Source organism: Ruegeria sp. CJ2, assembly GCF_056536745.1.
Map to the genome: position 1 here is coordinate 265,475 of NZ_JBQFQF010000001.1, position 23,092 is coordinate 288,566.

Below are 23,092 nucleotides of genomic sequence, written 5' to 3' on the forward strand. Positions count from 1 at the left end.
ATGGCCGGTTTGCGCCTGACCGAGGAGATGCGGTTAAAAACTCCTCAGACCAATCCGGCGAAAGCCGTTGAATCGCAGGCAACCCGAACCGCACGGGCATCTGCACAACCGCAAGAGAACCCGGAACCACCAGAGCGCGCTTTACTTTCCCCCAGGCGCGCTCAGCCACAGCCCGATGAAGACAATTCCCAAAAGGGCTGTGGTGCTGGGGTGGCCGATGCCAAAGGCCCCGATCCTGAGACCGCTAAGGATTCGACCGCACGAAAACCCCCCTCGTCGCGCTCGCACGGCGGTGAAGCCATAGGTACCACCATCGAGGCCAAGGCAAACGAGCCGTTGCCGCTGCGCAAGGAGGGCGGCGGCGACGGAAAAGGGCCACCCCAGACTTTTCACAAACGCACCCCGCCCGAAGACTTCCAGAACACGCTGCGCACGTCTCTGCGGGCGATATGGCGGAACCTGGCTTTTGTTCTGGTGCTGACGTGTGCGACGAATATTCTGATCCTGGCGATCCCGATCTACCTGTTCCAGATCAGTGACCGGGTGTTGACCAGCCGCTCGTTGGATACGTTGATCATGCTGACGGCGATTGTCGCCGGGGCGGTGATCTTTCAATCGGCCTTCGATGCGGTGCGTCGCTTCATGCTGATGCGCACGGCGGTCGAGGTCAACGCACGTCTTGGCGCGCCGATCCTGAGTGCGGCCGCGCATGCATCGCTGCACGGGACGGGGCGCGAATATCAGACATTGGGTGATTTGCAGCAGGTCAGAGGGTTTCTCGTGTCAGGAACCCTGATTTCCTTTTTGGACGTGCCGTTCGCCCCGTTGTTCATCCTTATGATTTTCCTCGTACATCCCCAGTTGGGCACGATCGTGATCGCGACGGCCCTGCTTTTGATGGTGATTGCCCTGATAAACCAGCGCATGACCGCCAAACCGTTTGCCGAGGCGAACAGGGCGCAGTCGATGGCCAACCAGCATCTGGATTCGATGGCGCGCAACAGCCAGATCATCAATGCGCTGGCCATGATCCCCGAGGCCGTACGGATTTGGGGGCGGGACACGGCGCAGTCGCTGACGTGGCAGGTGCGTGCACAGGACCGCAATGTCATTTTCGCCGCAATCTCGCGGGCGGTGCGTTTGCTGACCCAGATCGCAATCCTTGGGTGGGGGGCGTTTCTTGCCCTGCAGGGAGAGATCACGGGCGGTATGGTCATCGCGGCGTCGATCATCGCGGGTCGTGCCTTTGCCCCGATTGAAGGCTCGATCGAAGGTTGGAATACCTTCCTTTTGACGCGTGGTGCTTATGGCCGCATCAGCAAGCTGCTGTCCAATTCGGCACTGCAGTTCGAAAAACTGCGCTTGCCGCGCCCCGAGGGGCGGTTGGATGTCGAGCGATTGCTCTATGTTCCCGGCGGCACCAAACGGGTTGTTCTGAATGGGATCAGCTTCTCACTCAATCCCGGTGAAACCCTGGCCATCATCGGCAATTCCGGTGCAGGCAAGACGACCTTGGGCAAAACACTGGTCGGGTCCGTCCTGCCAACCTCGGGGAGCGTGCGGCTGGACCTGATGGACATCCGCAACTGGGACCCGCGTCAATTTGGTGAAAGCATCGGCTATCTGCCGCAGGACGTTCAACTGTTCCCCGGCACAATCAAGGACAACATCGGACGGATGCGTGAAGACGCAACAGACGAACAAATCCACGACGCCGCAGTTCTTGCAGATGTGCACAACATGATCGCCACCCTTCCACAAGGGTATGAGACTGTTGTCGCAGCGGATGGATCTCCATTGTCAGGGGGGCAGAAACAGCGCATCGCCCTGGCGCGGGCCTTTTTCGGCAATCCGAGGATGGTTGTTCTGGATGAGCCGAACTCGAATCTGGATGTCGCCGGAGATCAGGCGTTGGCGCGGGCAATTGCCCAAGCCAAGGAAAGCAAGATCACTGTTGTCGTGATCACGCAAAAGCCAACGCTGCTGAACGCGGTCGACAAGATCATGCTGTTGACCGATGGCCGCGTGGCGCTGTTCGGACAGCGCGAACAGGTCCTGCAGCAACTGAACGGACCACGCAATCAGCAAGGCATTGCTGGCCAGAAGGGGGATGGACAATGAACGATCTGGTTGCAATCAACAACGACCCCAAGGACCCCACCGTCTGGTATGCCGAGGTTCCGCGATCCATCAACCGGTTGATCGTGATCGGCTTCATCATGCTGATCATTTGCTTTGGTGGGTTCGGCGTCTGGTCTTTCCGCGCGCCTCTGGCCGCTGCGGTCATCGCGCAGGGCAGCTTTGTCGCGACGGGCCGCAACAAGATCGTGCAGCACCTTGAAGGCGGTATCATCGAGGACATCAAGGTGATCGAGGGCCAATCCGTGAAGGCGGGCCAAGTTCTCATGACGCTTGACCAGACCTCGGCCGAAGCCAATGAGCGCGAGTTGTTCATCCGAAAGATCCGCCTGCAAGCCATGACCGAGCGTTTGCAGGCTGAGTATAACGAAAGCGACCGGCTTGAATTCTCGCAAGGCCTGCTCGCCGCCACGGATGATGTTGAGGTGATGACGATCCTCGATGGTCAACGCATCAGCTTTGACGTATCCCGCAAGACGTTGCTGAATGATATCGCCCTTCTGGAGCGTAATATGGAAGCCCTGAAAATTCGATCCAGCGGCTTTGAAGCACAGCTTGCAAGCATGAAGCGGCGCTCGGAAATTCTTCAGGAAGAATATGAAACCAAGCAGGCGCTGTTTGAAAAGGGGCTGGTGCGAAAGGGTGATCTGAATACCATTCGCAGGGTTCAAGCCGAGGCCGATGGCCAGCAGGCGCGGCTGGCCGCAGAAACGGCTGAAATCAACCAGATGTTGCTAAAGTATGAAGAGCAGATTACGCGCACGCGGTCTGCCTATCGCGAAGCTGCATTGGATGAGCTTGGGGTCATTGAAGGGGATCTGGAAAGCGTCCGGGAAAAGGCGCGTCAGGCGCGCAGCGTTCTGGATCGTGCCGTCGTGCGCGCCCCGGTGACCGGAACAGTTGTTCGGCTGCATTATCACACGCCCGGCGGTGTCATCGAAACGGGTGAGCCCATCGCAGAAATCCTGCCCGCAGACGCCCCGCTGATCATCGAGGCGCAAATTCCCCGCACAGAGATTGACAGCGTCGTCACCGGTCAGGATGCCACGGTGCGCCTTGTCGCGCTGAACCAGCGCACGACCCCGGTGTTGAGTGGCGAGGTTTTCTATGTTTCAGCAGATGCGCTGGTCGAAGATTCCTCTGGCGCCCCGCAAGAGGTCTATCTTGCACGAATATCGCTTTCGCCGGACGAGATCGAAAGGGTACGCGGCTTTATTCCGACGCCGGGGATGCCGGCCGAGATCATGATCCAGACCGAAGAACGCACCTTTGCAGCCTATATAGCAAAACCTGTGACAGACAGCATGTCACGCGCTTTTCGGGAACATTGATCGCCTTTCCTGGGCGATCAACCTACACCTTCCAGTTTTTGCATGTTAGCATCCCGTGACAACCAACAGGAGGGTGCAACATGCCCGTGACCGTCAAGGAAATGATGGAAGCCGCGAATGCTGACGTCGAGCGTGTGGACAAAGATACGGCGCAAAAGGTTCTGGCTGAAGGTGGCTTGCTTCTGGATGTCCGTGATGCAGCCGAGGTTCAAAAAACAGGGCGAGCCAAGGGCGCGCACCACATCCCGCGGGGAATGCTGGAATTTCGTGCCGATGATGCGCTTCAGTCTCATGACCCCGAGCTGACAAAGGATCGCCCGATCGTTCTGTATTGCGCATCTGGCGGACGCGCGGCCCTTGCAGGTAAGCTGCTGAAGGACATGGGTTATGAACGGGTCTATAACCTTGGCGGGTTGGCAGATTGGGTGAATGCCGGAGGCGAAATCTCTGAAAGTTAAGCGCAAGCCTGTATTTCGTGGAGCGGCTTAAGCGTTGAGAAAGGTCCTGACCGCGGCTTCGAATTCTCGGGGTTTTTCAGCGTGCAGCCAATGTCCTGCTCCGGGTATTTTGGCGAAACGCGCAGCAGGAAACAGCGTGCGAATTTTGTCTCGGTGTTCAGGGCGCACATAATCCGAACTGCCGCCGGACAAGAACAAGGCTGGTCCCGCCCAATGCGCGTTCAGATCAGGAAAACTCATGATCTTTGGCATTTCAGACGCCAAGGCATCCAGATTAAGAAGCCAGCGTTGTCCCTTGATATCCAAGGATTGTGTGAAAAAGCTCTGCAATGCTTTTTCAACGCCTTGGTCCGCCAACTGTTGTTCCGCGTCCGAGCGTCGTTCGACCTGGGACAGGTCGATTGCGCGCATCGCCTCGATGAACTGGATCTGGCTGTGCGTGTAGGTGACAGGTGCAATGTCTGCGACCACCAGTTTACGCACCCGTTCACCGTGCAAAAGGGCGAGGGCCATGGCCGCCTTGCCCCCCATGGAATGCCCGACGACATCGGCTTTGCCGCTATAATGCTCGATCACTTCGGCAAGGTCGTGGGCCAAATCTGGATAATCGTGATGGTCGGTCCACATGCTGTTCGCGTGGTTGCGCATGTCTACGGCCACAACCTGCCGTTCATCGGACAGACGCCGGGCAATGACACCCCAGTTCCGGGCCGAGCCATAGAGCCCATGCGCGATAAGAAGCGGTGGGTTTTCGGTCGGCTCGCCATGTACAATCGTGTTCAGCATGACCGTGTGATACCCGGCGCGATTTGAAACGACCAGCCCCATTGTCGCAGGGATGTGGCCCAGATACAGTGCCGCATCAGGAGAACCGCTTATGCAAAAGACCGTCGATATCCAAACCCAGATCGCGCAGACCGTGCAACTGTTGCGCGACAAGTTGGGTGTCCATGGCAAGACGCTGACAGAGTCCGTCAAGAAAGCAAAGCGGCAGCTTCCCCGTCGGATTTACAAGCAGGCGATGGTGCTGGCCCAGGCTGAACAAATGGCCGCCCACCCCAAGTTGAGGCTGGTGTTGGACACGCCAAAACTGGCCAGAGCATCGGAAGAGGTGCAGAAACATTTGGGGGGCATCAATCTTGCCGACCGGCGCATGGGGTGGTTTCTGGGGATGCTGAGCAGCTTGGCCTTTAACCTGCTTGTCCTCTCTGTCCTGCTCTTGGTTTTCCTGCGGTGGCAGGGGGTGATCTGACAAAAAAACGGCGCCCCATGGACGCCGTTTAACAGTTTGAATTCGAACAGACTTACAGGTTCGGATAGATCGGGAAGCGGGCACAAAGCTCGGCCACTTCAGCCTTGACCTTTGCTTCGACGTCACCATTGCCATCCTCGCCATTGGCGGCCAAACCGTCGACCACTTCGATGATCCAGTCTGCGATCTGGCGGAACTCGGTCTCGCCAAAGCCACGGGTGGTTCCAGCGGGCGAGCCCAGACGGATACCGCTGGTGACAGTCGGTTTTTCCGGGTCAAACGGCACGCCGTTCTTGTTGCAGGTGATATGTGCCCGGCCCAGAGCTTTCTCTGTCGCGTTGCCCTTCACACCTTTTGGCCGCAGGTCGACCAGAACGACGTGGGTGTCGGTCCCGTGGGTCACGGTATCCAGACCGCCTTTGATCAGTTGATCAGACAGTGCCTGTGCGTTGTTGACCACGTTCTGGATGTAGGTCTTGAACTCGGGGCGCAGCGCCTCGCCGAACGCGACGGCTTTGCCAGCGATGACATGCATCAGCGGACCGCCCTGAATGCCGGGGAAGATGGCCGAGTTCACTTTCTTGGCGATTGCCTCGTCATTGGTCAGGATCATGCCGCCGCGCGGACCGCGCAGGGTCTTGTGCGTGGTGGTGGTCGCAACATGTGCGTGCGGGAAGGGGCTGGGGTGCTCGCCCGCCGCAACCAGACCGGCAAAATGCGCCATGTCCACGTGCAGGTAAGCACCGACCATATCGGCAATCTCGCGCATACGGGCAAAGTCGATCTGGCGCGGAATGGCCGAGCCACCCGCGATGATCAGCTTGGGCTGGTGCTCTTTCGCCAGCGCTTCGACCTGATCATAGTCCAACATGTTGTCCTGCTGGCGCACGCCATACTGAACGGCTTTGAACCACTTACCCGACTGGTTGGGGGCCGCGCCGTGGGTCAGGTGACCGCCTGCGTCCAGGCTCATGCCCAGAATGGTGTCGCCGGGCTGGATCAGCGCCTGGAACACACCTTGGTTGGCTTGCGAGCCAGAGTTCGGCTGCACGTTGGCGAACTCACAGCCGAACAGCTGCTTGGCGCGGTCAATGGCCAGATTTTCGGCGATGTCGACGAATTGGCAACCGCCATAGTAACGACGGCCCGGATAACCTTCGGCGTATTTGTTGGTCATCACCGAGCCCTGCGCCTCCATCACGGCGGCAGAGACGATGTTCTCGGATGCGATCAGCTCGATCTCGTCGCGCTGACGGCCCAGCTCGGACGTGATCGAGCCGAACAGCTCGGGGTCACGGTCCGCAAGTGACTGGGTGAAAAATCCGGTATCACGAAGATTGGCGTTCATGGGGGCTCCACATGCTGGGGGTAATTCTTGCGGATTTCCTATCGGAAACCGATCAGGCGCAAAAGGCTTAAAGCGACGAATTGGCCTGCTGCGGCGTCAAGTCTGGCCTATCGGGGAAAGGTATGCTTGTTTCGGAACCAAATGTGCAAGACCGGAAACCACGACAGATGATCCAGAGAATCGCCTTTCTCGCCAGCGACGTTAAGGTGGCGCAATCCGCCCGCGACAAGCTGGTCAAACGGTACGGAAACGCAGCGCCACGCGATGCCGACGTTGTGGTTGCGCTTGGCGGAGATGGTTTCATGCTGCACACGTTGCACAATATGCAGCATCTCGACACGCCGGTTTACGGTATGAATCGCGGAACCATCGGTTTCTTGATGAACGAGTTTCACGAAACCGATTTGATGGACCGCCTTGCCGCCGCCGAAGAAGAGGTCATCAATCCGTTGGCCATGCGTGCAATGGACCAATCCGGCAAACTGCACGAGGCACTGGCAATCAACGAGGTCTCGTTGCTGCGGGCTGGCCCTCAGGCCGCACGGCTGAAGATCAGCGTGGACGGCCGCGTTCGCATGGATGAGCTGGTCTGCGATGGGGCATTGCTGTCCACGCCTGCGGGATCAACGGCTTATAACTACTCGGCCCATGGGCCGATCTTGCCTATCGGTTCAGATGTTTTGGCTTTGACGGCAATCGCCGCCTTCAGGCCCCGTCGTTGGCGTGGGGCTTTGCTGCCCAAGATTGCCAAAGTGCGCTTCGATGTATTGGACGCCGACAAGCGGCCCGTGATGGCGGACGCGGATTCGGTTTCTTTCGCCGATATCGACTGGGTCGAGATCCGGTCCGAGCCCTCCATACAGCACCGTATTCTTTTCGACCCCGGTCACGGTCTCGAAGAGCGGCTGATCTCAGAGCAATTCACATAATTTCTTCGGATGGCCGAGTTTTTTTGACTTATGTGAACCAGTTCACAGGAATTGGATTAACGCTGGTTTAACCTGAACTTGCCCGAAGAACACATCAAGGTGGGAGTGAGTGGCCGCCAACGGTGTTTTCGAAATGAATGCGCATTTTTCGCGCTGGCGGGGGTAGGTGGTGCTACGCTCGTTATCGGATCTCCGGGCATATTTTAGCAAGCGGACCCCGGGCACAAAAACCCGGGGTCTATTTTGTTGTGAACGCTTGTTTACGCCGACGCGCTCATCTTGTCCCAAAGCGGAAGGCACATCTGACCGACACGCGATTCGATCGCGGCAGCCGCGTCCACCGCCATGTCTTCGCGCCAGCGACGGGCTGTGATCTGCACGTTGATCGGCTGTGGCCCTTGGGGAAGATCCGCCAAATGTGCGGGGACGCTGGCCGCAGGCAAGCCAAGGAAATTCATTGCATAGGAATAGACGGCGCAGCCCAGAACCTCATGAACGCCTTCCGCGCCTTCGGTGTCGCGATCGGGTTTGAAAAACGGCTGGGGCAGAAACGGAGAGAGCACCAGCGGGTAGTCCTGCATGAAAAGCGACCATTCGCGGGCATAGTGGCTGCGTTTGCCCAGCATCTCGATCAGGTCTGTTCCGGTGATCGGCGGGAACTCCTGAAAATAGACCTCGAAGATATCGCGAATGGTCTGCGATCCGGCCGCCTCGATATCGCTTTTCAACAGGGTCAGCACTTCGCCCATCAAGGCGCGATACCCGCCACGGCCGCATTCAAATACATCCGGGGTTGCGATTTCCTCGACGTAATAACCTGCATCCACCAGCGCGTCTCGGGCGGTGTCCAAGGCCCGGTCGACCTCGGGGTGCAGTGCGTATCCGAAAGTGTCCTTTGTGAACGCGACTTTAATCGGGTCGCCGTCGGCAGGGCCGCGCCACGGCATCGGCACATGGAAGGGGTCACGCGGGTCGGGCGCGATCAGGCTGGGCATCGAAAGGTGCAGATCCGCCGCCGAGCGCGTGATCAAACCCTGCACTGACATTAACTGTGCCAGCAATCCCCGTTCGGTCTTTTGGCTGGGATTCCATGCCGGAACACGCTCGAGCCCCGGTTTCACTGTCACCGCACCATTTGCGGCAGCCGGAAAGCGCAGGCTGCCGCCGATGTCATTGCCATGGGCCAGCGCGCCGATTCCAGCCATCACCGCGGCCCCCGCGCCACCGGACGACCCACCGGGCGAAATGTGGCGGCCCCACGGGTTATTCGTCCGACCGTGGAGTTCGTTGTCCGTATCCGCCCGGAATGAGAATTCAGGCGTGTTCGTGCGTCCGATGACGATGGCCCCTGCATTCTGAAGGTTGCGCACAACCGGTGCGTCAGCCGGAGCGATCACATCCTTCAGCGCGACAACCCCGTTTGAGGTCGCGTGGCCCTTTTGATCTACGTTGATCTTGATTGTCACGGGAACACCGTGCAGTGGCCCGGGCTCGGCGCCTTTGGCCACGGCCTTATCCAGATTTCGGGCACGGGTCAGCGCTTCGCTGCTCAGGTCCTCGACCACGGCATTCAGGTCGGGATTCACCTGTTGCATCCGATCAAGGGATGATTTCACGGCGTCTTCGGCGCTGATGTCCCCGTTGCGGGTCAGGGCGCTCAGGTCGGTGGCGTTCAGACGCCAGATGTCGCTTGATGTCATAGGGCCTCACTGTCTTGGTCAGACAGTAGAGGCCCGGTGACGGGTTGCAAGAAAAAGCCGGGGCAGGGGGTGACGTGCCGCGCCCCTCAGCCCGATTACTGGGCGTAGCCGATTGACTTCAGCGCGTCCGTAATCTCATCCAGAATGACAGGATCGTCGATTGTTGCGGGCATCTTATAGTCCTTGCTGTCTGCAATCGACACCATCGTCCCGCGCAGGATTTTGCCCGAACGTGTCTTGGGCAGGCGATCCACCACCACGGCCTGTTTGAACGCCGCTACCGGACCGATCTTTTCGCGGACCAGTTTGACCACGTCCTGCACAACATCTGCATGGTCGCGTTCGCATCCGGCGTTCAGGCAAAGGAACCCGACGGGCATTTGCCCTTTCAACTGATCGGTGACACCAATCACCGCACACTCGGCCACATCGGGGTGGGCAGCCAGAACCTCTTCCATCCCGCCGGTGGACAGGCGGTGACCGGCGACGTTGATCACGTCATCGGTGCGCGCCATGATGTAAAGGTATCCGTCCTCATCAATCATGCCCGCATCACCGGTTTCATAATATCCGGGGAACTGGTTGAGGTATGAGCTTTTGAACCGTTCCTCTGCATTCCAAAGCGTTGGCAGAGTGCCGGGGGGAAGGGGCAGCTTGACCGCAATCGCGCCCAACTCGCCGGGTTTCATCGGGTGGCCGCCCTCGTCAAGAATTTGTACATCGTAGCCCGGCATGGGTTTCGCCGGAGAGCCCAGCTTGACCGGCAGTTCTTCGATGCCCAGAGGGTTGCCAGCGATGGTCCACCCGGTCTCGGTCTGCCACCAGTGGTCGATGACCGGAACCTTCAGCGCATCCTGTGCCCATTCGATCGTGTCGGGGTCCGCGCGTTCACCTGCAAGGTACAGCGCGCGCAGGCTGGACAAGTCATATTTCGAGATCAGCTCGCCCTTGGGGTCTTCGCGCTTGACCGCACGGATGGCAGTTGGGGCCGTGAAGAAGCTTTTGACCTTGTGTTCAGCTATCACGCGCCAAAATGTCCCCGCATCCGGGGTGCCGACTGGCTTGCCCTCGAACACGATGGTGGTGTTGCCGTGGATCAGCGGGGCGTAGCAGATATAGGAATGCCCCACGACCCAACCGACATCGGACGCCGCCCAAAACACATCGCCGGGATCAACGTCATAGATGTTTTTCATCGTCCAATTCAGCGCGACCAGATGACCGGCCGTCGGACGCACGACGCCTTTGGGGGACCCGGTGGTGCCCGAAGTGTACAGAATATATGCCGGATCATTACCGTCTACGGGCACGCATTCCGCGGGCTCGACCCCGTATTGAAAGCCGTGCCAGTTGAAATCGCGTCCCTCGACCAGTTGTGCCACTTCCTGTTCGCGTTGAAAAATAACGCAAAAGTCTGGTTTGTGGCTGGCCAGATCAATGGCGCCGTCCAGAAGGGGTTTGTAGTGCACGACGCGTCCCGGCTCCATCCCGCACGAGGCCGCGATGATTGCCTTGGGCTTGGAGTCGTCAATCCGTACAGCCAGTTCGTTGCTGGCAAACCCGCCAAACACCACAGAATGCACGGCACCCAGACGGGCACAAGCCAACATTGCCTCAAGCGCTTCGGGGATCATCGGCATATAGATAATCACCCGGTCGCCTTTTTCGATCCCCTTGGCGCGCAAAGCCCCCGCAAGGTTGGCCACGCGATTGCGGAGTTCGACATAGGAAATCTCGCGCTTGGTGTGGGTGATCGGGCTGTCGTAGATGATCGCGGTCTGCTCGCCCCGACCATTTTCAACATGCCGGTCCACCGCATTCCAGCAGGTGTTCACTCTGGCGTCGGAAAACCACTCATAGAGCGGTGCTTTGTCGTCAAACAGAGCTTTGGTCGGTGGTTGGACCCAATCAATCCCTTTGGCGGCTTCCATCCAGAATGCCTCTGGATCGGATTTCCAGCTATCGTAAACGTCCTGATATGCCACGGTGGTCTCCTCCGAAAATTCCCTGCGCCGTTGTTAGGGGCGCAAAGAGCACCGCACAAGCGACCGCTGTGACGGGGCGTCACTTTACCGCAAAATATTTGCAGACAGGCGCATTTTGGGTTGCAAATTTTTGCAAATCCACTGCGTTTTGTGGATTCGAAGGCGAGGCGATATCGCATTTGCAAATCTGCAAACCATTGCATGCAAACATCGACAGAATCAGGCCGGACACCCGAAAGGATGCCCGTGGCTGTCCTATCCGTAATGCGCGACCGGAGTGCCCGCGATGGCCGCCATGTTCAACAACCCGCGCGCCGTGATCGAGGGGGTCACGATATGCGCCTTGTTCCCCATCCCCATGAGGATCGGGCCAACCTCAAGCCCGTCGGCCTTCATCTTGAGGATATTGCGGACCCCACTGGCCGCGTCTGCATGGGCAAAAATCAGCACGTTGGCCGCCCCCTCAAGACGCGAGTTCGGAAAAATGCGTGAGCGCAGTTCAGGGTCCAGCGCCAAGTCCAGGTTCATCTCGCCTTCATAGGTAAAGTCACGCGGTGTTGAATCGAGGATGTCCAGCGCTGCCCGCAGGCGTTTGCCCGACCCCTCCGCCTGATTGCCGAACTGCGATTGGGAACAGAACGCGATCTTGGGTTCCAGACCAAACCGTCGCACGTGGCGGGCTGCACCAATGGTCGTCTCAGCCAGTTCCTCGGGCGTTGGCAACTGCCGGACATGCGTATCCGCGATGAACAAGGGACCGTCCTCGAGAACCATCAACGACAGAGCCCCATGAGGTCGCAAATCGCCGTCGTCCAGAACCTGCTGCACATAATTCAGATGCCAGCGATATTCACCGAACGTGCCACAGATCATGCTGTCAGCCTCGCCACGTTGCACCATGATGGCAGCAATCGCGGTGTTATTTGTCCGCATGATCGCCTTTGCAAGGTCCGGCGTCACGCCCCGGCGCTGCATGATGTCGTGGTACGAGTTCCAGTAATCATAATAGCGCGGGTCATTCTCCGGGTTCACGATCTGGAAATCCTCGCCGGGTCGCACGGTCAGGCCCAGGCGTTCACACCGCGCGTCGATGACATCGGGGCGTCCGATCAGGATTGGGGTCTCTGTAGTTTCTTCGAGGATGGCCTGAGCTGCGCGCAGGACGCGTTCATCCTCTCCTTCGGCAAAAACGATGCGGCGGGATGCGGCGGCGGCGGCCTCGAAAACAGGGCGCATGATGAGGGCGGACTTGAAGACGGTCTGGTTCAGCCGCTCTTTATATGCCTCCATGTCGTCGATGGGGCGTTTGGCGACCCCACTCTCCATTGCGGCCTTGGCCACGGATGAGGACACAACGCCCACCAATCTGGGATCAAACGGTTTGGGGATCAGATAGTCGGGCCCGAAGGTCAGCTGTTCACCCTTATACGCCGCGGCTGCTTCGGCACTGGTGGTGGCGCGGGCCATCTCTGCAATCCCGTCCACACACGCGATCTGCATTTCATCGTTGATCTCGGTCGCACCGACGTCCAGAGCACCTCGGAAGATGAACGGGAAACACAGTACGTTGTTGACTTGATTGGGGAAATCGCTGCGGCCGGTGGCAATGATCGCGTCTGGGGCAACTTCACGGGCGGCATCGGGCAGAATCTCGGGCGTGGGGTTCGCCAGTGCGAATATGATCGGGCGGCTGGCCATTTTTGCCACCATTTCAGGCTTCAGCACGTTTGGTCCGCTGAGGCCGAGGAACAGGTCTGCATCCCCGATCACATCATCCAGGGTGCGCAGGTCGGATTTCTGCGCGAACTGATCTTTGTGCGGGTTCATATCCTCGGCGCGACCCTCGTAGACCAGCCCGTGAATGTCGCACAGCCAGATATTCTCGCGCTTGACGCCCAGCTTGACCAACATGCTGAGACAGGCAATCCCCGCCGCGCCGCCGCCGGTCGAGACCACCTTGATGTCTTCGAATTTCTTGCCGGCCACGTGTAGGGCATTTTTGGCAGCGGCCCCGACAACGATGGCAGTGCCGTGCTGGTCGTCGTGGAAAACGGGGATATTCATCCGTTCCCGGCACAGCTTTTCAACGATGAAACAGTCCGGTGCCTTGATGTCTTCCAGATTGATCGCGCCAAATGTCGGCTCTAACGCGCAGACGATATCGGCCAGCTTTTCAGGGTCAGGCTGATCCACCTCGATGTCGAAACAGTCAATCCCGGCAAATTTCTTGAACAGGACGGCCTTACCTTCCATCACGGGTTTTGAGGCGAGTGCGCCAATATTCCCCAGCCCCAATACTGCGGTGCCGTTGGACACCACGGCCACGAGGTTGCCGCGCGCCGTATAAAGTTCGGCATTGGCGGGATCGGCTTTGATCTCAAGGCTGGCTTCGGCCACGCCGGGCGAGTATGCGCGGGCCAGGTCGCGACCGTTCGCCATCGGCTTGGTGGCCTTGATCTCAAGCTTGCCGGGTTTTGGATGGGCGTGATAGTCAAGCGCGGCCTGCCGCAGGCTAGGTGAGTCAGACATCGGCGATTCATCTCCCTTCCGAAATTTAGTTGAGAGTTAAACCATTTTTTTCGGAATGGCTACGCTACGTCAATCTGCAACAGTGAAGTAACCATGTTGAGAGCGGTTGGTTGAAATCTGTCATAAAGTGTTTAATTTCCCGCCACTGCGAAATCATCGCGAACCAATGGGGCACTGAAGGTCATTCATGAGCTATAAAGACGAATTTCGGGCGGAAAGTGCTTTTCCGTCAGAAAAGATGTTCTTCGGTGCCAAACGGGTTGCGGTGCGGGTTGCGATCGCTCTGGCGACTTTGATTTTGCTCGTTGCCATTTTGTGGCCCGTGCAGGCTTCGGCCCTGAATCAGGAAGGCGGTTTGATCGAAACCGTGTCCGCACTGGGGCTTTTCGCTGCGGGATTGGCTGCGTTTTACCGTTTTCCGGGCATAACGCGCATGTATATCGGCCTTGTTTGCCTTCTTTTGGCGGAACGAGAGCTTGAGTCCGACATCTACCCCGTTGGAAGTTTGCCTTTCGAGATTTTGAACGGGTTGGACACTCTTCTTGATATCACGGCCGTTCGCGTGGTTTTGGGACTGATTGTTCTGTTTGGTTTGATCCGGCACGGCATTCCGAACGGTTGGCGTGCGTTGCGCGGCCGGGCACCGTTTATGACGGTGTTTGTGATGGCGGGGCTTTTTGCGGTTGTGGCGCAAGGGCTTGAAGAAGTGTCTTACATGTTCCGGGACGAGTTTTCCGGCATCATGATGGTTCGGTTCTTTGTTTTGGAAGAAACGCTTGAGATGTTCTTTTCGATTGGCATTCTGGCCGCTGTTCTGATCGGATGGCCCAAAGCCGAAATCGAAGAGACCTCAAATGACCGAGAGCCCCAACCAGACCCACGCTGAGATTCGCCTGCCGACGCAGGAATTGCGCGACGATATCCCCTTTTTCACCAAGGTTCTTGGGATGCGGATGGACATGATCTATCCCGCTGATGATCCGCGCATCGCAGTTTTCTCAGGCCACGGACTGCGACTTCGGATTGAAAAGGACGCACCGGAAAGTCCCGGCACTCTGCGTATTCTGACCGATGATCCCGATGGGTTTGCTGATGGTCAACGCGCTTTGACTGCCCCGAATGGTACGCGGGTTGAGATCGAAGAACTCAACCCGCCGATGGTGATGCCGGATACGGTTCATTCGTTTGTGGTGCGGCGGCTCAAGGATCAGGCGCCGTGGATTATTGGCCGCGCCGGGATGCACTACCGCGATCTGGTGCCCGACCGATTGGGCGGGTCGATCATCGCCAGCCATATTCGGATACCGGATGGCGGGCCGGTGCCGGACATGGTGCATTTCCACAAGGTCGGGTTTCAGTTGATCTTCTGCATCTACGGCTGGGTGGACGTGGTTTATGAGGATCAGGGCGACAAGATGCGCCTGACAGCGGGCGATTGCTTTATCCAGCCGCCGGAAATTCGTCATCGCGTGCTTGAAGCGTCAGACAATGTGCAAGTGATCGAAATCGGTGTGCCAGCCGAGCACGTCACCGAGATTGACCACGACATGACCCTTCCCACCTCGCACCACCGTCCAGACCGAGAATGGCAGGGCCAGAAGTTCGTCTTCAATCAGGCCGAGGGTGCGGTATGGGGGGCATTCCGGCTGCCGGGCTATGTTTGCCGGGATACGACGATTGCCGAAAACACCAAAGGTGTGGCCGGGGTGCAGGTTGTGCGCAAAGGGCAGGGTGAACCGGTTTGGGCAACGCACGACACCGACATCCATTTTACGTTCGTCATGAACGGCGAAGTCACCCTTGAGGGCGAAGGGCGCGATCCGTACCGGTTGGAGCAGGGGGACGCTTTTGTCATCCCGCCCGGTATGCGCACCCGATTGGCCGACCCGTCGGATGACGTCGAACTGTTGGAGGTCACGCTGCCGGGTGTCTTTAACACGGTGCTGGACTAAGCGATTTGGTTCAGGAAATCTGCGCTTGGGGCTTCAATTCCCCAAGTGCTTTCCGTTAGGGTACTAGTTTCTGACCAGATGATCAAAAATTGGGGAATCGCCATGACGTTGAAAGACGCAGCACTTTCGGTTCGGGAAAACGCATACGCGCCCTATTCCAACTTTAAGGTAGGCGCGGCGATCCGGTCGGCCTCGGGTCAGGTATATGCCGGGTGCAATGTCGAAAACGTGGCCTACCCCGAAGGCACCTGTGCCGAAGCCGGAGCGATCGCCGCCATGGTCGCCGCGGGTGAGCAGGGCTTGACCGAAGTGTATGTGGTGGCCTCGTCCCCTCAGCCTGTGCCGCCTTGCGGGGGATGCAGGCAAAAGCTGGCTGAGTTCGGCAAGCGCGACGTCAAGGTGACATTGGCCAGCGTGGATGGCGCGGAATTGGTGACAACGATCGGTGACCTTCTGCCCGGCGCCTTCGACGCATCGCATATGGAGGATGTCTGATCGCATGGACGCCCGTTCGATTATCGCAAAGTTGCGCCGGTCAGAGGTTCCAACGGCTGCCGAGCTGAGTTGGTTTGCGCAGGGATTGGCTGATGGCGGGGTCAGTGACGCACAGGCCGGAGCCTTTGCCATGGCTGTCTGCATGGGCGGCCTTGGCGCGCAGGGGCGCGCCGATCTGACCGTCGCGATGCGCGACAGCGGCGAGGTTCTGACGTGGGATGTCGACGGTCCGGTGATCGACAAACACTCGACCGGCGGGGTGGGCGACAGCGTCAGTCTGGTGCTGGCCCCTGCGCTGGCTGAATTGGGGGCCTATGTTCCCATGATCTCGGGACGAGGGCTGGGCCATACCGGGGGAACGCTGGACAAGCTCGAAGCCATCCCCGGTGTTTCCACGCAGATCGGGCAGGACCGACTGGCCCAGATCTTGCGCGATGAGGGTGCGGCCATTGTCGGCGCGACGGGCCAGATCGCCCCGGCGGACAAGCGGCTTTATGCGATCCGGGATGTGACCGCGACGGTGGAAAGCCTTGATCTGATCACGGCGTCGATCCTGTCCAAGAAACTGGCGGCCAGCCCGGATGCTCTGGTTCTGGACGTTAAGGTTGGCAGCGGCGCGTTCATGAAAACGCATGAGGACGCGCGCAATCTGGCCACCGCATTGACCGAGACCGCCAATGCCGCCGGGTGCCGGACATCGGCCGTGATTACGGATATGAACCAGCCCTTGGCCCCGGCTTTGGGCAATGCGTTGGAAATCTGCGAGGTCATGAAGGTTCTGACCAGCGGGCAGAATGCACCTCTGGCCGAGATCTCGGCAGAGCTGGGCGGTGTTCTGCTGGCTGATGCAGGAATGGTTTCAACATTGGATGAAGGGCGCAACAAAGTCGCCGAGGTTATCCGCAATGGCCGGGCGGCAGAGCGGTTCGGGCGCATGATGGCTGCTGTTGGCGGCCCGTTGCACTTTGTCGAAAACTGGTCGCGCTACTTGCCCGAAGCCAGCGTTATTCTTGAGGTTCCGGCACCCTCCAGCGGATATGTCACCGCAATGGATGGTGAAGCGCTGGGTCTTGCCGTTGTTGCGCTGGGCGGTGGTCGACAAGTCGAGGATGACGTGATCGACCCGGCCGTTGGCATTTCCGATATCGTCCGGTTGGGCCACAAGATCGACAAGGGCGCGCCCCTGGCGGTGATCCACGCCGCCCGTGAGGATGCAGCGCGACAGGCCGCGCAATCAGTCTTGCGCGCGATCAACCTTGGCCCTGAAAGCCCGTCGCTTCCGGGCATCGTGCACGAAAGGATCACAGCATGAGCCGTGCATTTCTGGTCGTCATGGACTCGGTTGGCATTGGTGGGGCACCGGACGCGGATCGGTTCTTTAATGGTGACGTGCCGGATACCGGGGCAAACACGCTGGCCCATATCGCGCAGGCCTGCGCCGAGGGCCGAGCGGAGGACGGGCGGTCTGGGCCGCTGCGCCTGCCAAATTTAGACGCTTTGGGTTTGGGGGCGGCCACCCGTCTGGCCTCTGGCGATGAAACGCCGGGATTGAAGGCCGAACCAATCGGTCTTTGGGGGTGTGCGCGCGAGCATTCGCGGGGCAAGGACACACCGTCAGGACACTGGGAACTGGCAGGTCTGCCCGTGCCGTGGGACTGGCACTATTTCCCCGACACAACCCCCAGCTTTCCCAATGACCTAAGCCGTGCCGCCGCGCAAGCCGCTGGAACAGAAGGGATTTTGGGCGATTGCCATGCCTCTGGCACAGCGATCATCGCTGAATTGGGGGCCGAACATATGCGAACGGGTTGGCCGATCTGCTATACGTCGGCAGACAGCGTCTTTCAGATCGCCGCGCATGAAGAAAGTTTTGGTCTTGAGCGTCTGTTGGACATGTGCCGTGCACTTGCCCCCCGGTTGCACGAGATGAAGGTTGGGCGTGTGATCGCGCGTCCTTTCGTCGGCTCACCGGACACGGGCTTTACGCGGACAACCAATCGCAAGGACTTTGCCATCCTGCCGCCTGCGCCGGTTCTGACGAATTGGGTTCAGGACGCAGGGCGGCGGGTGCATGCGGTGGGCAAGATCGGCGACATCTTCTCGATGCAGGGGATTGATACGCTGCGCAAGGGCTCGGATGCGGAACTGATGGGGCACCTGTCCAATCTCGTGGACGAGGCCGGGGAGGGCAGTCTGACCTTTGCCAATTTCGTCGAATTTGACAGCCTTTATGGTCACCGCCGGGATATCAGCGGCTATGCCCGTGCGTTGGAATGGTTTGATCGTGAGATCGGCGCCCTTCTTTCGCGCCTGCGCCCCGGCGATATGATGCTGTTGACCGCGGATCACGGAAATGATCCAAGCTGGATCGGAACGGACCACACACGTGAACAAGTGCCGGTGCTGATCGCCGGACGGGGTGCGGGTGAAATCGGAGCCGTCAATTTCGCTGATATCGCCGCAAGCATTGCGACCCATTTGAACATTCCGGCCCAAGGGCCGGGACGGAGTTTTCTATGACCGTAGCAGACCTGCCAAAGATCGAACTGCATCTGCATCACGAAGGTGCGGCGCCGCCTGCCTTTATCCGCCAGTTGGCGCATGAAAAGCGCATCGACCTGAGCGGGATTTTCAAACCCGATGGCAGCTATGATTTCCGGGACTTCGCGCATTTCCTCAGTGTGTATGAGGCCGCCTGCGAAGTGCTGAAGTCGCCCGAGGATTTTCGGCGGCTGACGCTGGCGATCCTTGAAGAAAGTGCTGCGAACGGGGTGGTCTATTCGGAAACATTTCTGAGCCCGGATTTCTGTGGCGGCGGAGACCTGCATGCCTGGCGCGACTACCTGAATGCCATTCAGGATGCGGCTGATGAAGCCGAGCGGAAATACGATATCACTTTGCGCGGTGTCGTCACCTGTGTGCGCCATTTTGGGGCGGAGCAGGCCAAGATCAGCGCCCGTTGTGCGGCTGAAACCGCCGGGCATTGGATTACCGGCTTTGGAATGGGCGGCAACGAATCCGTCGGCACGCAGGGAGATTTCAAGTGGGCCTTTGACTGTGCACGCGAGGCTGGGTTGCGCCTGACCACTCATGCGGGGGAATTCGGCGGCCCCGAAAGCGTCAGGGACGCCATTCGGGAACTGGGCGTGGAGCGCATTGGCCATGGGGTTCGCGCGTCCGAAGACCCGGATCTTGTCCACGAACTTGTGGATCGCGAGGTGACGCTTGAGGTCTGCCCCGGCTCGAACGTGGTTCTGGGGCTGTTCCCCGAGTTTGCGGCCCACCCGATTGCAAATCTACGCGACGCTGGTGTCAAAGTCACGGTTTCAACCGACGATCCCCCGTTTTTCCATACCACAATGCGACGGGAATATGAGATGCTGGCCAAAGCCTTCGGCTGGACAGCCGACGATTTTGCAGCCCTGAATGAAACGGCCCTGACAGCGGCCTTTTGCGATGAAGAGACCCGCGTGCGGGTCAAGAAAAGACTGGAGAGATCATGAGCGAACACCTGACCGTCGTCGACCACCCGCTGGTTCAGCACAAACTGACGCTCATGCGGGACAAGGGCACATCAACCGCCGTTTTCCGTCAGTTGCTGCGCGAGATTACGCTGCTGCTGGCCTATGAGATCACGCGTGAGATGCCTCTGACCACCCGGCACATCGAGACCCCGATGGAGGAGATGGACGCCCCGATACTGGCAGGTAAGAAACTGGCGCTGGTGTCCATTCTGCGGGCTGGCAACGGGATGCTGGATGGTGTGCTGGAGCTGGTTCCCTCGGCCCGTGTGGGGTTTGTGGGGCTGTACCGGGATGAGGAAACGCTGAAACCTGTTCAGTACTATTTCAAAGCGCCCGAAGGTTTGAAAGACCGCCTTGTCATCGCCGTCGACCCGATGCTGGCCACGGGCAACAGCTCGGCCGCTGCGATCGACCTGCTGAAAGAGGCGGGTGCCACCGATATCCGTTTCCTGTGCCTGCTTGCAGCCCCAGAGGGTGTCGCGCGTATGAAAGAGGCGCACCCGGATGTGCACATTGTGACAGCTTCGCTGGATCGCGAACTGAACTCAAAAGGCTACATCATGCCGGGCCTTGGCGACGCCGGGGACCGGATGTTCGGCACCAAATAAGCGGTCTACTCTCCGCAGATGTTCTGAAGCCGGACCCAGTCGCGGTCCGGCAGCACCTGCTGCAAAGGTCGTCCCGCCATCGGGTCGGCCTCGATCAAGCCCAGAACGGTCTCGCCCGTTACATCCATCGCATAAGCATATGGGGTTGAGGGAAGGGCGACTTGCGCGAAAAGCTCAAGCAGGTCGTCATCTGGCAATCGGGGGCGCGGCTCTGACAAGACCTGCTCGGTATAGCTGTCTACGATCTCGGGGGTCAGCTCACCGGTTGTGAGCAGGCGGAAGGCAGAGCGCCCTCCGGTCCGGTCCAGAAGATCGTCCAGAGGATCCTGAGCCGCGGTCCGCGCGCGTTCGGCGATGATATAACCTGCCGCGACCGAGGGGTCTTCGTGATCCTCGACCAAAGACCGGTTCAAAAGGATGATCCCTCCGGGCAGGCTGAGGCTGCTTTGCACGCCCGCTGGCAGGATTACGACGCTGCGAACCCCCGTCCGCGTCGCCAGAAGATCCAGCGCCTCCTGCGCGTCCGCAGAGGTACAGGCCCGACCTGACACTCTTTCGATCCGGCTCAGGATGGCGTCGCCGATGTCCTGCCTTTTGATCTCGGGCACCACAGACACAACGTGGTTTTGCAGGGCGGCCGGCACCCATAGCAACAAAAGCGCAAGAACTGCCCCGACAACGCCCGCAACGCTCAGCCAACGCAGCCGCCCCGGATGCGGTCGCGCACGGTCGATTGCGCGTTGCAGGCGGTCGATGGCCTCGATCATCGTGGTTTCGGATTCCGCCAGTTCCAGCGTTTCTTCCGGGTCGCCATCGGGGTTGAATATCGCGGGAAAGCTACCGGGATTCTGACGCTCCAGCGCTGCCAGCGACCAATGTGTCAGGGCGCGGTCATTGAAATCCGAAATTGTCAGGGTCGCTTCGCCAATCGAAACCACGACCTCGCGCCGTTGAACATCGGGCGAGGGGCGCCACAGACCGGTGGCTTCGATCCGCTGGTACTGTTTCAGGGCCGTCATCAAGGTGAGGTCTGCTCGTTATTATTTGAACTTAGTTTAGCACGCTAAAATCCAATGGCGCAAACCTGTTGCACGTCAATCGGGAAATGTGCTGGATATCACGACGCGCGGGAAATTCTTCGCGGTCGGGATCAGTGTCAGGGCGGCAGATGCAGTCGGAAACAAAGACATCACCAATACTTGCCTTGGTGCTGATGATCAGCGCCATGGCGATTATCGGCGTGATCGACAATGTGGTGGTTCTTTTGGCCGAAACGATCGGTTTGTGGCAGTTCCACCTTAGCCGCTCTTTGCTGATGTTGCCGCTGATTGTCGGGCTGTCGCTGATCGGGCTGGGTGGCTTGCGCCCGAAACGGCTGGGGCCGGTTGTTCTGCGCAGTGTTCTGATCACCCTGGCCATGTTGTTTTACTTTTCTTCCCTTGCGCTGATGCCGATTGCTCAGGCGCTGGCAGGATTGTTCACGTCGCCGATCTTTGTGCTTTTGATTTCCGCCCTGTGGCTGAAACAGACCATCGGGCCGTGGCGCATCTTCGCGGTCATCTTGGGGTTTTGCGGTATCTTATGCGTTGTGCAGCCGAATCCGTATGAGTTTGACACGCTGAGTCTGCTGCCTGTCGCAGGAGGGTTGTTCTACGCCCTGAGTTCCATAATCACCCGCAGCCATTGTTCCGAGGAAAGCACGGTCTCGCTATTGGCGGCCATGGTCATCACCTTGGGGATGGCCGGGGCAATCGGGCTTATGGTCCTGTCCGTTTTTCCACTGGACTCCGCCGCCGGACCGCAAGGCTTTGCGACCCGCGGGTGGGAACCCAATATGATGCCCGCCGTTCCTTGGATTCTGGTACAGGCCGGAGGGTCCACGATTGCCGTCTTTATGCTGATCAAGTCCTACCAGATTGGCGAGCCGTCATATGTCGCGGTCTTTGAATACTCGGTTATGGTCTTTGGGCCCCTTTTTGCCTGGTTCGCCTTCGGTCAAACAATCGGACTGATGCAGGCGGTGGGAATTGGTCTGATCGCCACGGCTGGGGCATTGTTGGGGTGGCGCGCCTCGCACGAAGCGGCGCGCAAGGTGGCGGCGTGATTATTTCGCGGGGACGACGTTATGTTTTCGTCCACATTCCCAAAACGGGGGGGACATCGCTTTCGCTGGCATTAGAGCAGCGTGCGATGAAAGATGACATTCTTTTAGGGGACACACCCAAAGCCAAGAGGCGTCGCAAGCGGGCCAAATCGTTGAATGCCCGAGGACGGCTGTGGAAGCATTCGACACTCACGGATATCGACGGTGTTATTACAGCCGACGAGCTGAAGGATATGTTTACCTTCACGCTGGTGCGCAATCCTTGGGACCGAATGGTCAGCTATTTTCACTGGTTGCAGGATCAGGATTTTGATCATCCTGCGGTCTCGCTGGCCAAGGCGCTGTCTTTTGAAGACTTCGTTTTACACCCCGCAACATTGCGATCATTTCAAAACCATCCTGCGCGCCAATATATGACCACGGCAGAGGGGCAGGAATGTTGCAGGGCCTACATTCGTCTGGAACATTTTGAACAGGACGCAGAACCGTTATTTACGCATCTTGGGTTTCGGTTCGATCTGCCGCGCCTGAACCCGTCCGTGCGTTCCAAAGGGTATAGGCACTATTACTCGGACCGCACCGCGTCGGCTATTGCGCGTGAATGCGAAGAGGATATCGACCGGTTTGGTTACCAGTTCGATCCGTCGGTATGATCGCGAATTCAAGCAATTTTTGAGAGGGTTGTACGGCGAAGCTCAGCAACGCGTTAGGTGCAGACTTCGCAGAAATTGGAAAGCT

20 protein-coding genes are annotated in these 23,092 nt (G+C 58.8%); 14 read left to right on the top strand and 6 right to left on the bottom strand.

Annotated features, from left to right (window positions below; translation table 11 throughout):
* From ACR0MS_RS01325 to ACR0MS_RS01335, 3 genes are all read left to right on the top strand, one after another.
* Window positions 1-2,121, top strand: coding sequence for a type I secretion system permease/ATPase (locus tag ACR0MS_RS01325; RefSeq protein WP_480568096.1), 2,121 nt, complete (start codon window positions 1-3; stop codon window positions 2,119-2,121).
* The gene (locus ACR0MS_RS01330; RefSeq protein ID WP_480568098.1) at window positions 2,118-3,470 is read left to right on the top strand and encodes an HlyD family type I secretion periplasmic adaptor subunit; all 1,353 of its coding nucleotides are present in this window, start codon (window positions 2,118-2,120) and stop codon (window positions 3,468-3,470) included. Before ACR0MS_RS01325 ends, ACR0MS_RS01330 begins: the two co-directional genes overlap by 4 nt.
* Window positions 3,471-3,550: 80 nt before the next feature.
* A complete protein-coding gene (locus ACR0MS_RS01335; protein ID WP_480568100.1) occupies window positions 3,551-3,928 on the top strand; it encodes a rhodanese-like domain-containing protein in 378 nt (125 codons plus the stop codon).
* Window positions 3,929-3,955: 27 nt separating this feature from the next.
* Here ACR0MS_RS01335 and ACR0MS_RS01340 read toward each other — a convergent pair whose 3' ends face one another.
* Window positions 3,956-4,714: an alpha/beta fold hydrolase gene (locus tag ACR0MS_RS01340; RefSeq protein WP_480568102.1), complete on the bottom strand. Its 759-nt coding sequence runs from the start codon at window positions 4,712-4,714 to the stop codon at window positions 3,956-3,958.
* Between the two features lie 91 nt (window positions 4,715-4,805).
* Between ACR0MS_RS01340 and ACR0MS_RS01345 the strand changes: the two genes are divergently transcribed.
* Window positions 4,806-5,180 (top strand): hypothetical protein, encoded by a 375-nt coding sequence (locus ACR0MS_RS01345; protein ID WP_480568104.1) that lies wholly within the window; start codon window positions 4,806-4,808, stop codon window positions 5,178-5,180.
* 52 nt (window positions 5,181-5,232) lie between these two features.
* Here ACR0MS_RS01345 and glyA read toward each other — a convergent pair whose 3' ends face one another.
* The gene (gene glyA / locus ACR0MS_RS01350) at window positions 5,233-6,528 is read right to left on the bottom strand and encodes a serine hydroxymethyltransferase (RefSeq protein ID WP_480568106.1); all 1,296 of its coding nucleotides are present in this window, start codon (window positions 6,526-6,528) and stop codon (window positions 5,233-5,235) included.
* A 167-nt stretch (window positions 6,529-6,695) separates the two neighbouring features.
* Here glyA and ACR0MS_RS01355 point away from each other — a divergent pair, with 167 nt between their 5' ends.
* Window positions 6,696-7,457, top strand: coding sequence for an NAD kinase (locus ACR0MS_RS01355; RefSeq protein WP_480568108.1), 762 nt, complete (start codon window positions 6,696-6,698; stop codon window positions 7,455-7,457).
* A gap of 260 nt (window positions 7,458-7,717) precedes the next feature.
* Here the strand turns inward: ACR0MS_RS01355 and ACR0MS_RS01360 are convergent, their stop codons facing one another.
* The 3 genes from ACR0MS_RS01360 to ACR0MS_RS01370 all read right to left on the bottom strand — a co-directional run bounded on the left by ACR0MS_RS01360 (window position 7,718) and on the right by ACR0MS_RS01370 (window position 13,671).
* Entirely contained in the window at window positions 7,718-9,157 is a 1,440-nt protein-coding gene (locus tag ACR0MS_RS01360; RefSeq protein ID WP_480568110.1) for an amidase family protein, read from the bottom strand.
* Between the two features lie 95 nt (window positions 9,158-9,252).
* Complete coding sequence (gene prpE, locus ACR0MS_RS01365) at window positions 9,253-11,142, bottom strand: propionate-CoA ligase PrpE (protein WP_480568112.1); 1,890 nt, start codon at window positions 11,140-11,142, stop codon at window positions 9,253-9,255.
* A gap of 255 nt (window positions 11,143-11,397) precedes the next feature.
* Window positions 11,398-13,671, bottom strand: coding sequence for an NADP-dependent malic enzyme (locus ACR0MS_RS01370; RefSeq protein ID WP_480568114.1), 2,274 nt, complete (start codon window positions 13,669-13,671; stop codon window positions 11,398-11,400).
* Window positions 13,672-13,858: 187 nt separating this feature from the next.
* Between ACR0MS_RS01370 and ACR0MS_RS01375 the strand changes: the two genes are divergently transcribed.
* The 7 genes from ACR0MS_RS01375 (at window position 13,859) to upp (ending at window position 20,250) form a co-directional block, all read left to right on the top strand.
* The gene (locus tag ACR0MS_RS01375; RefSeq protein ID WP_480568116.1) at window positions 13,859-14,557 is read left to right on the top strand and encodes a hypothetical protein; all 699 of its coding nucleotides are present in this window, start codon (window positions 13,859-13,861) and stop codon (window positions 14,555-14,557) included.
* The gene (locus ACR0MS_RS01380; RefSeq protein ID WP_480568118.1) at window positions 14,526-15,623 is read left to right on the top strand and encodes a cupin domain-containing protein; all 1,098 of its coding nucleotides are present in this window, start codon (window positions 14,526-14,528) and stop codon (window positions 15,621-15,623) included. The genes ACR0MS_RS01375 and ACR0MS_RS01380 overlap by 32 nt, the downstream gene beginning before the upstream one ends.
* A 102-nt stretch (window positions 15,624-15,725) precedes the next feature.
* The gene (locus ACR0MS_RS01385) at window positions 15,726-16,118 is read left to right on the top strand and encodes a cytidine deaminase (RefSeq protein ID WP_170382307.1); all 393 of its coding nucleotides are present in this window, start codon (window positions 15,726-15,728) and stop codon (window positions 16,116-16,118) included.
* Window positions 16,119-16,122: 4 nt separating this feature from the next.
* Complete coding sequence (locus tag ACR0MS_RS01390) at window positions 16,123-17,430, top strand: thymidine phosphorylase (protein ID WP_480568120.1); 1,308 nt, start codon at window positions 16,123-16,125, stop codon at window positions 17,428-17,430.
* Window positions 17,427-18,638, top strand: coding sequence for a phosphopentomutase (locus ACR0MS_RS01395; RefSeq protein ID WP_480568122.1), 1,212 nt, complete (start codon window positions 17,427-17,429; stop codon window positions 18,636-18,638). Before ACR0MS_RS01390 ends, ACR0MS_RS01395 begins: the two co-directional genes overlap by 4 nt.
* Window positions 18,635-19,621, top strand: coding sequence for an adenosine deaminase (locus ACR0MS_RS01400; RefSeq protein ID WP_480568124.1), 987 nt, complete (start codon window positions 18,635-18,637; stop codon window positions 19,619-19,621). The genes ACR0MS_RS01395 and ACR0MS_RS01400 overlap by 4 nt, the downstream gene beginning before the upstream one ends.
* Window positions 19,618-20,250: a uracil phosphoribosyltransferase gene (upp, locus tag ACR0MS_RS01405; protein ID WP_170382313.1), complete on the top strand. Its 633-nt coding sequence runs from the start codon at window positions 19,618-19,620 to the stop codon at window positions 20,248-20,250. Before ACR0MS_RS01400 ends, upp begins: the two co-directional genes overlap by 4 nt.
* 5 nt (window positions 20,251-20,255) lie before the next feature.
* Here upp and ACR0MS_RS01410 read toward each other — a convergent pair whose 3' ends face one another.
* A complete protein-coding gene (locus ACR0MS_RS01410; RefSeq protein WP_480568126.1) occupies window positions 20,256-21,269 on the bottom strand; it encodes a hypothetical protein in 1,014 nt (337 codons plus the stop codon).
* Window positions 21,270-21,418: 149 nt separating this feature from the next.
* Between ACR0MS_RS01410 and ACR0MS_RS01415 the strand changes: the two genes are divergently transcribed.
* Together ACR0MS_RS01415 and ACR0MS_RS01420 are read left to right on the top strand one after the other, a co-directional pair.
* A complete protein-coding gene (locus tag ACR0MS_RS01415) occupies window positions 21,419-22,354 on the top strand; it encodes a DMT family transporter (protein WP_480568128.1) in 936 nt (311 codons plus the stop codon).
* Window positions 22,351-23,007, top strand: coding sequence for a sulfotransferase family 2 domain-containing protein (locus ACR0MS_RS01420; protein WP_480568130.1), 657 nt, complete (start codon window positions 22,351-22,353; stop codon window positions 23,005-23,007). Before ACR0MS_RS01415 ends, ACR0MS_RS01420 begins: the two co-directional genes overlap by 4 nt.
* Window positions 23,008-23,092: the final 85 nt, after the last annotated feature.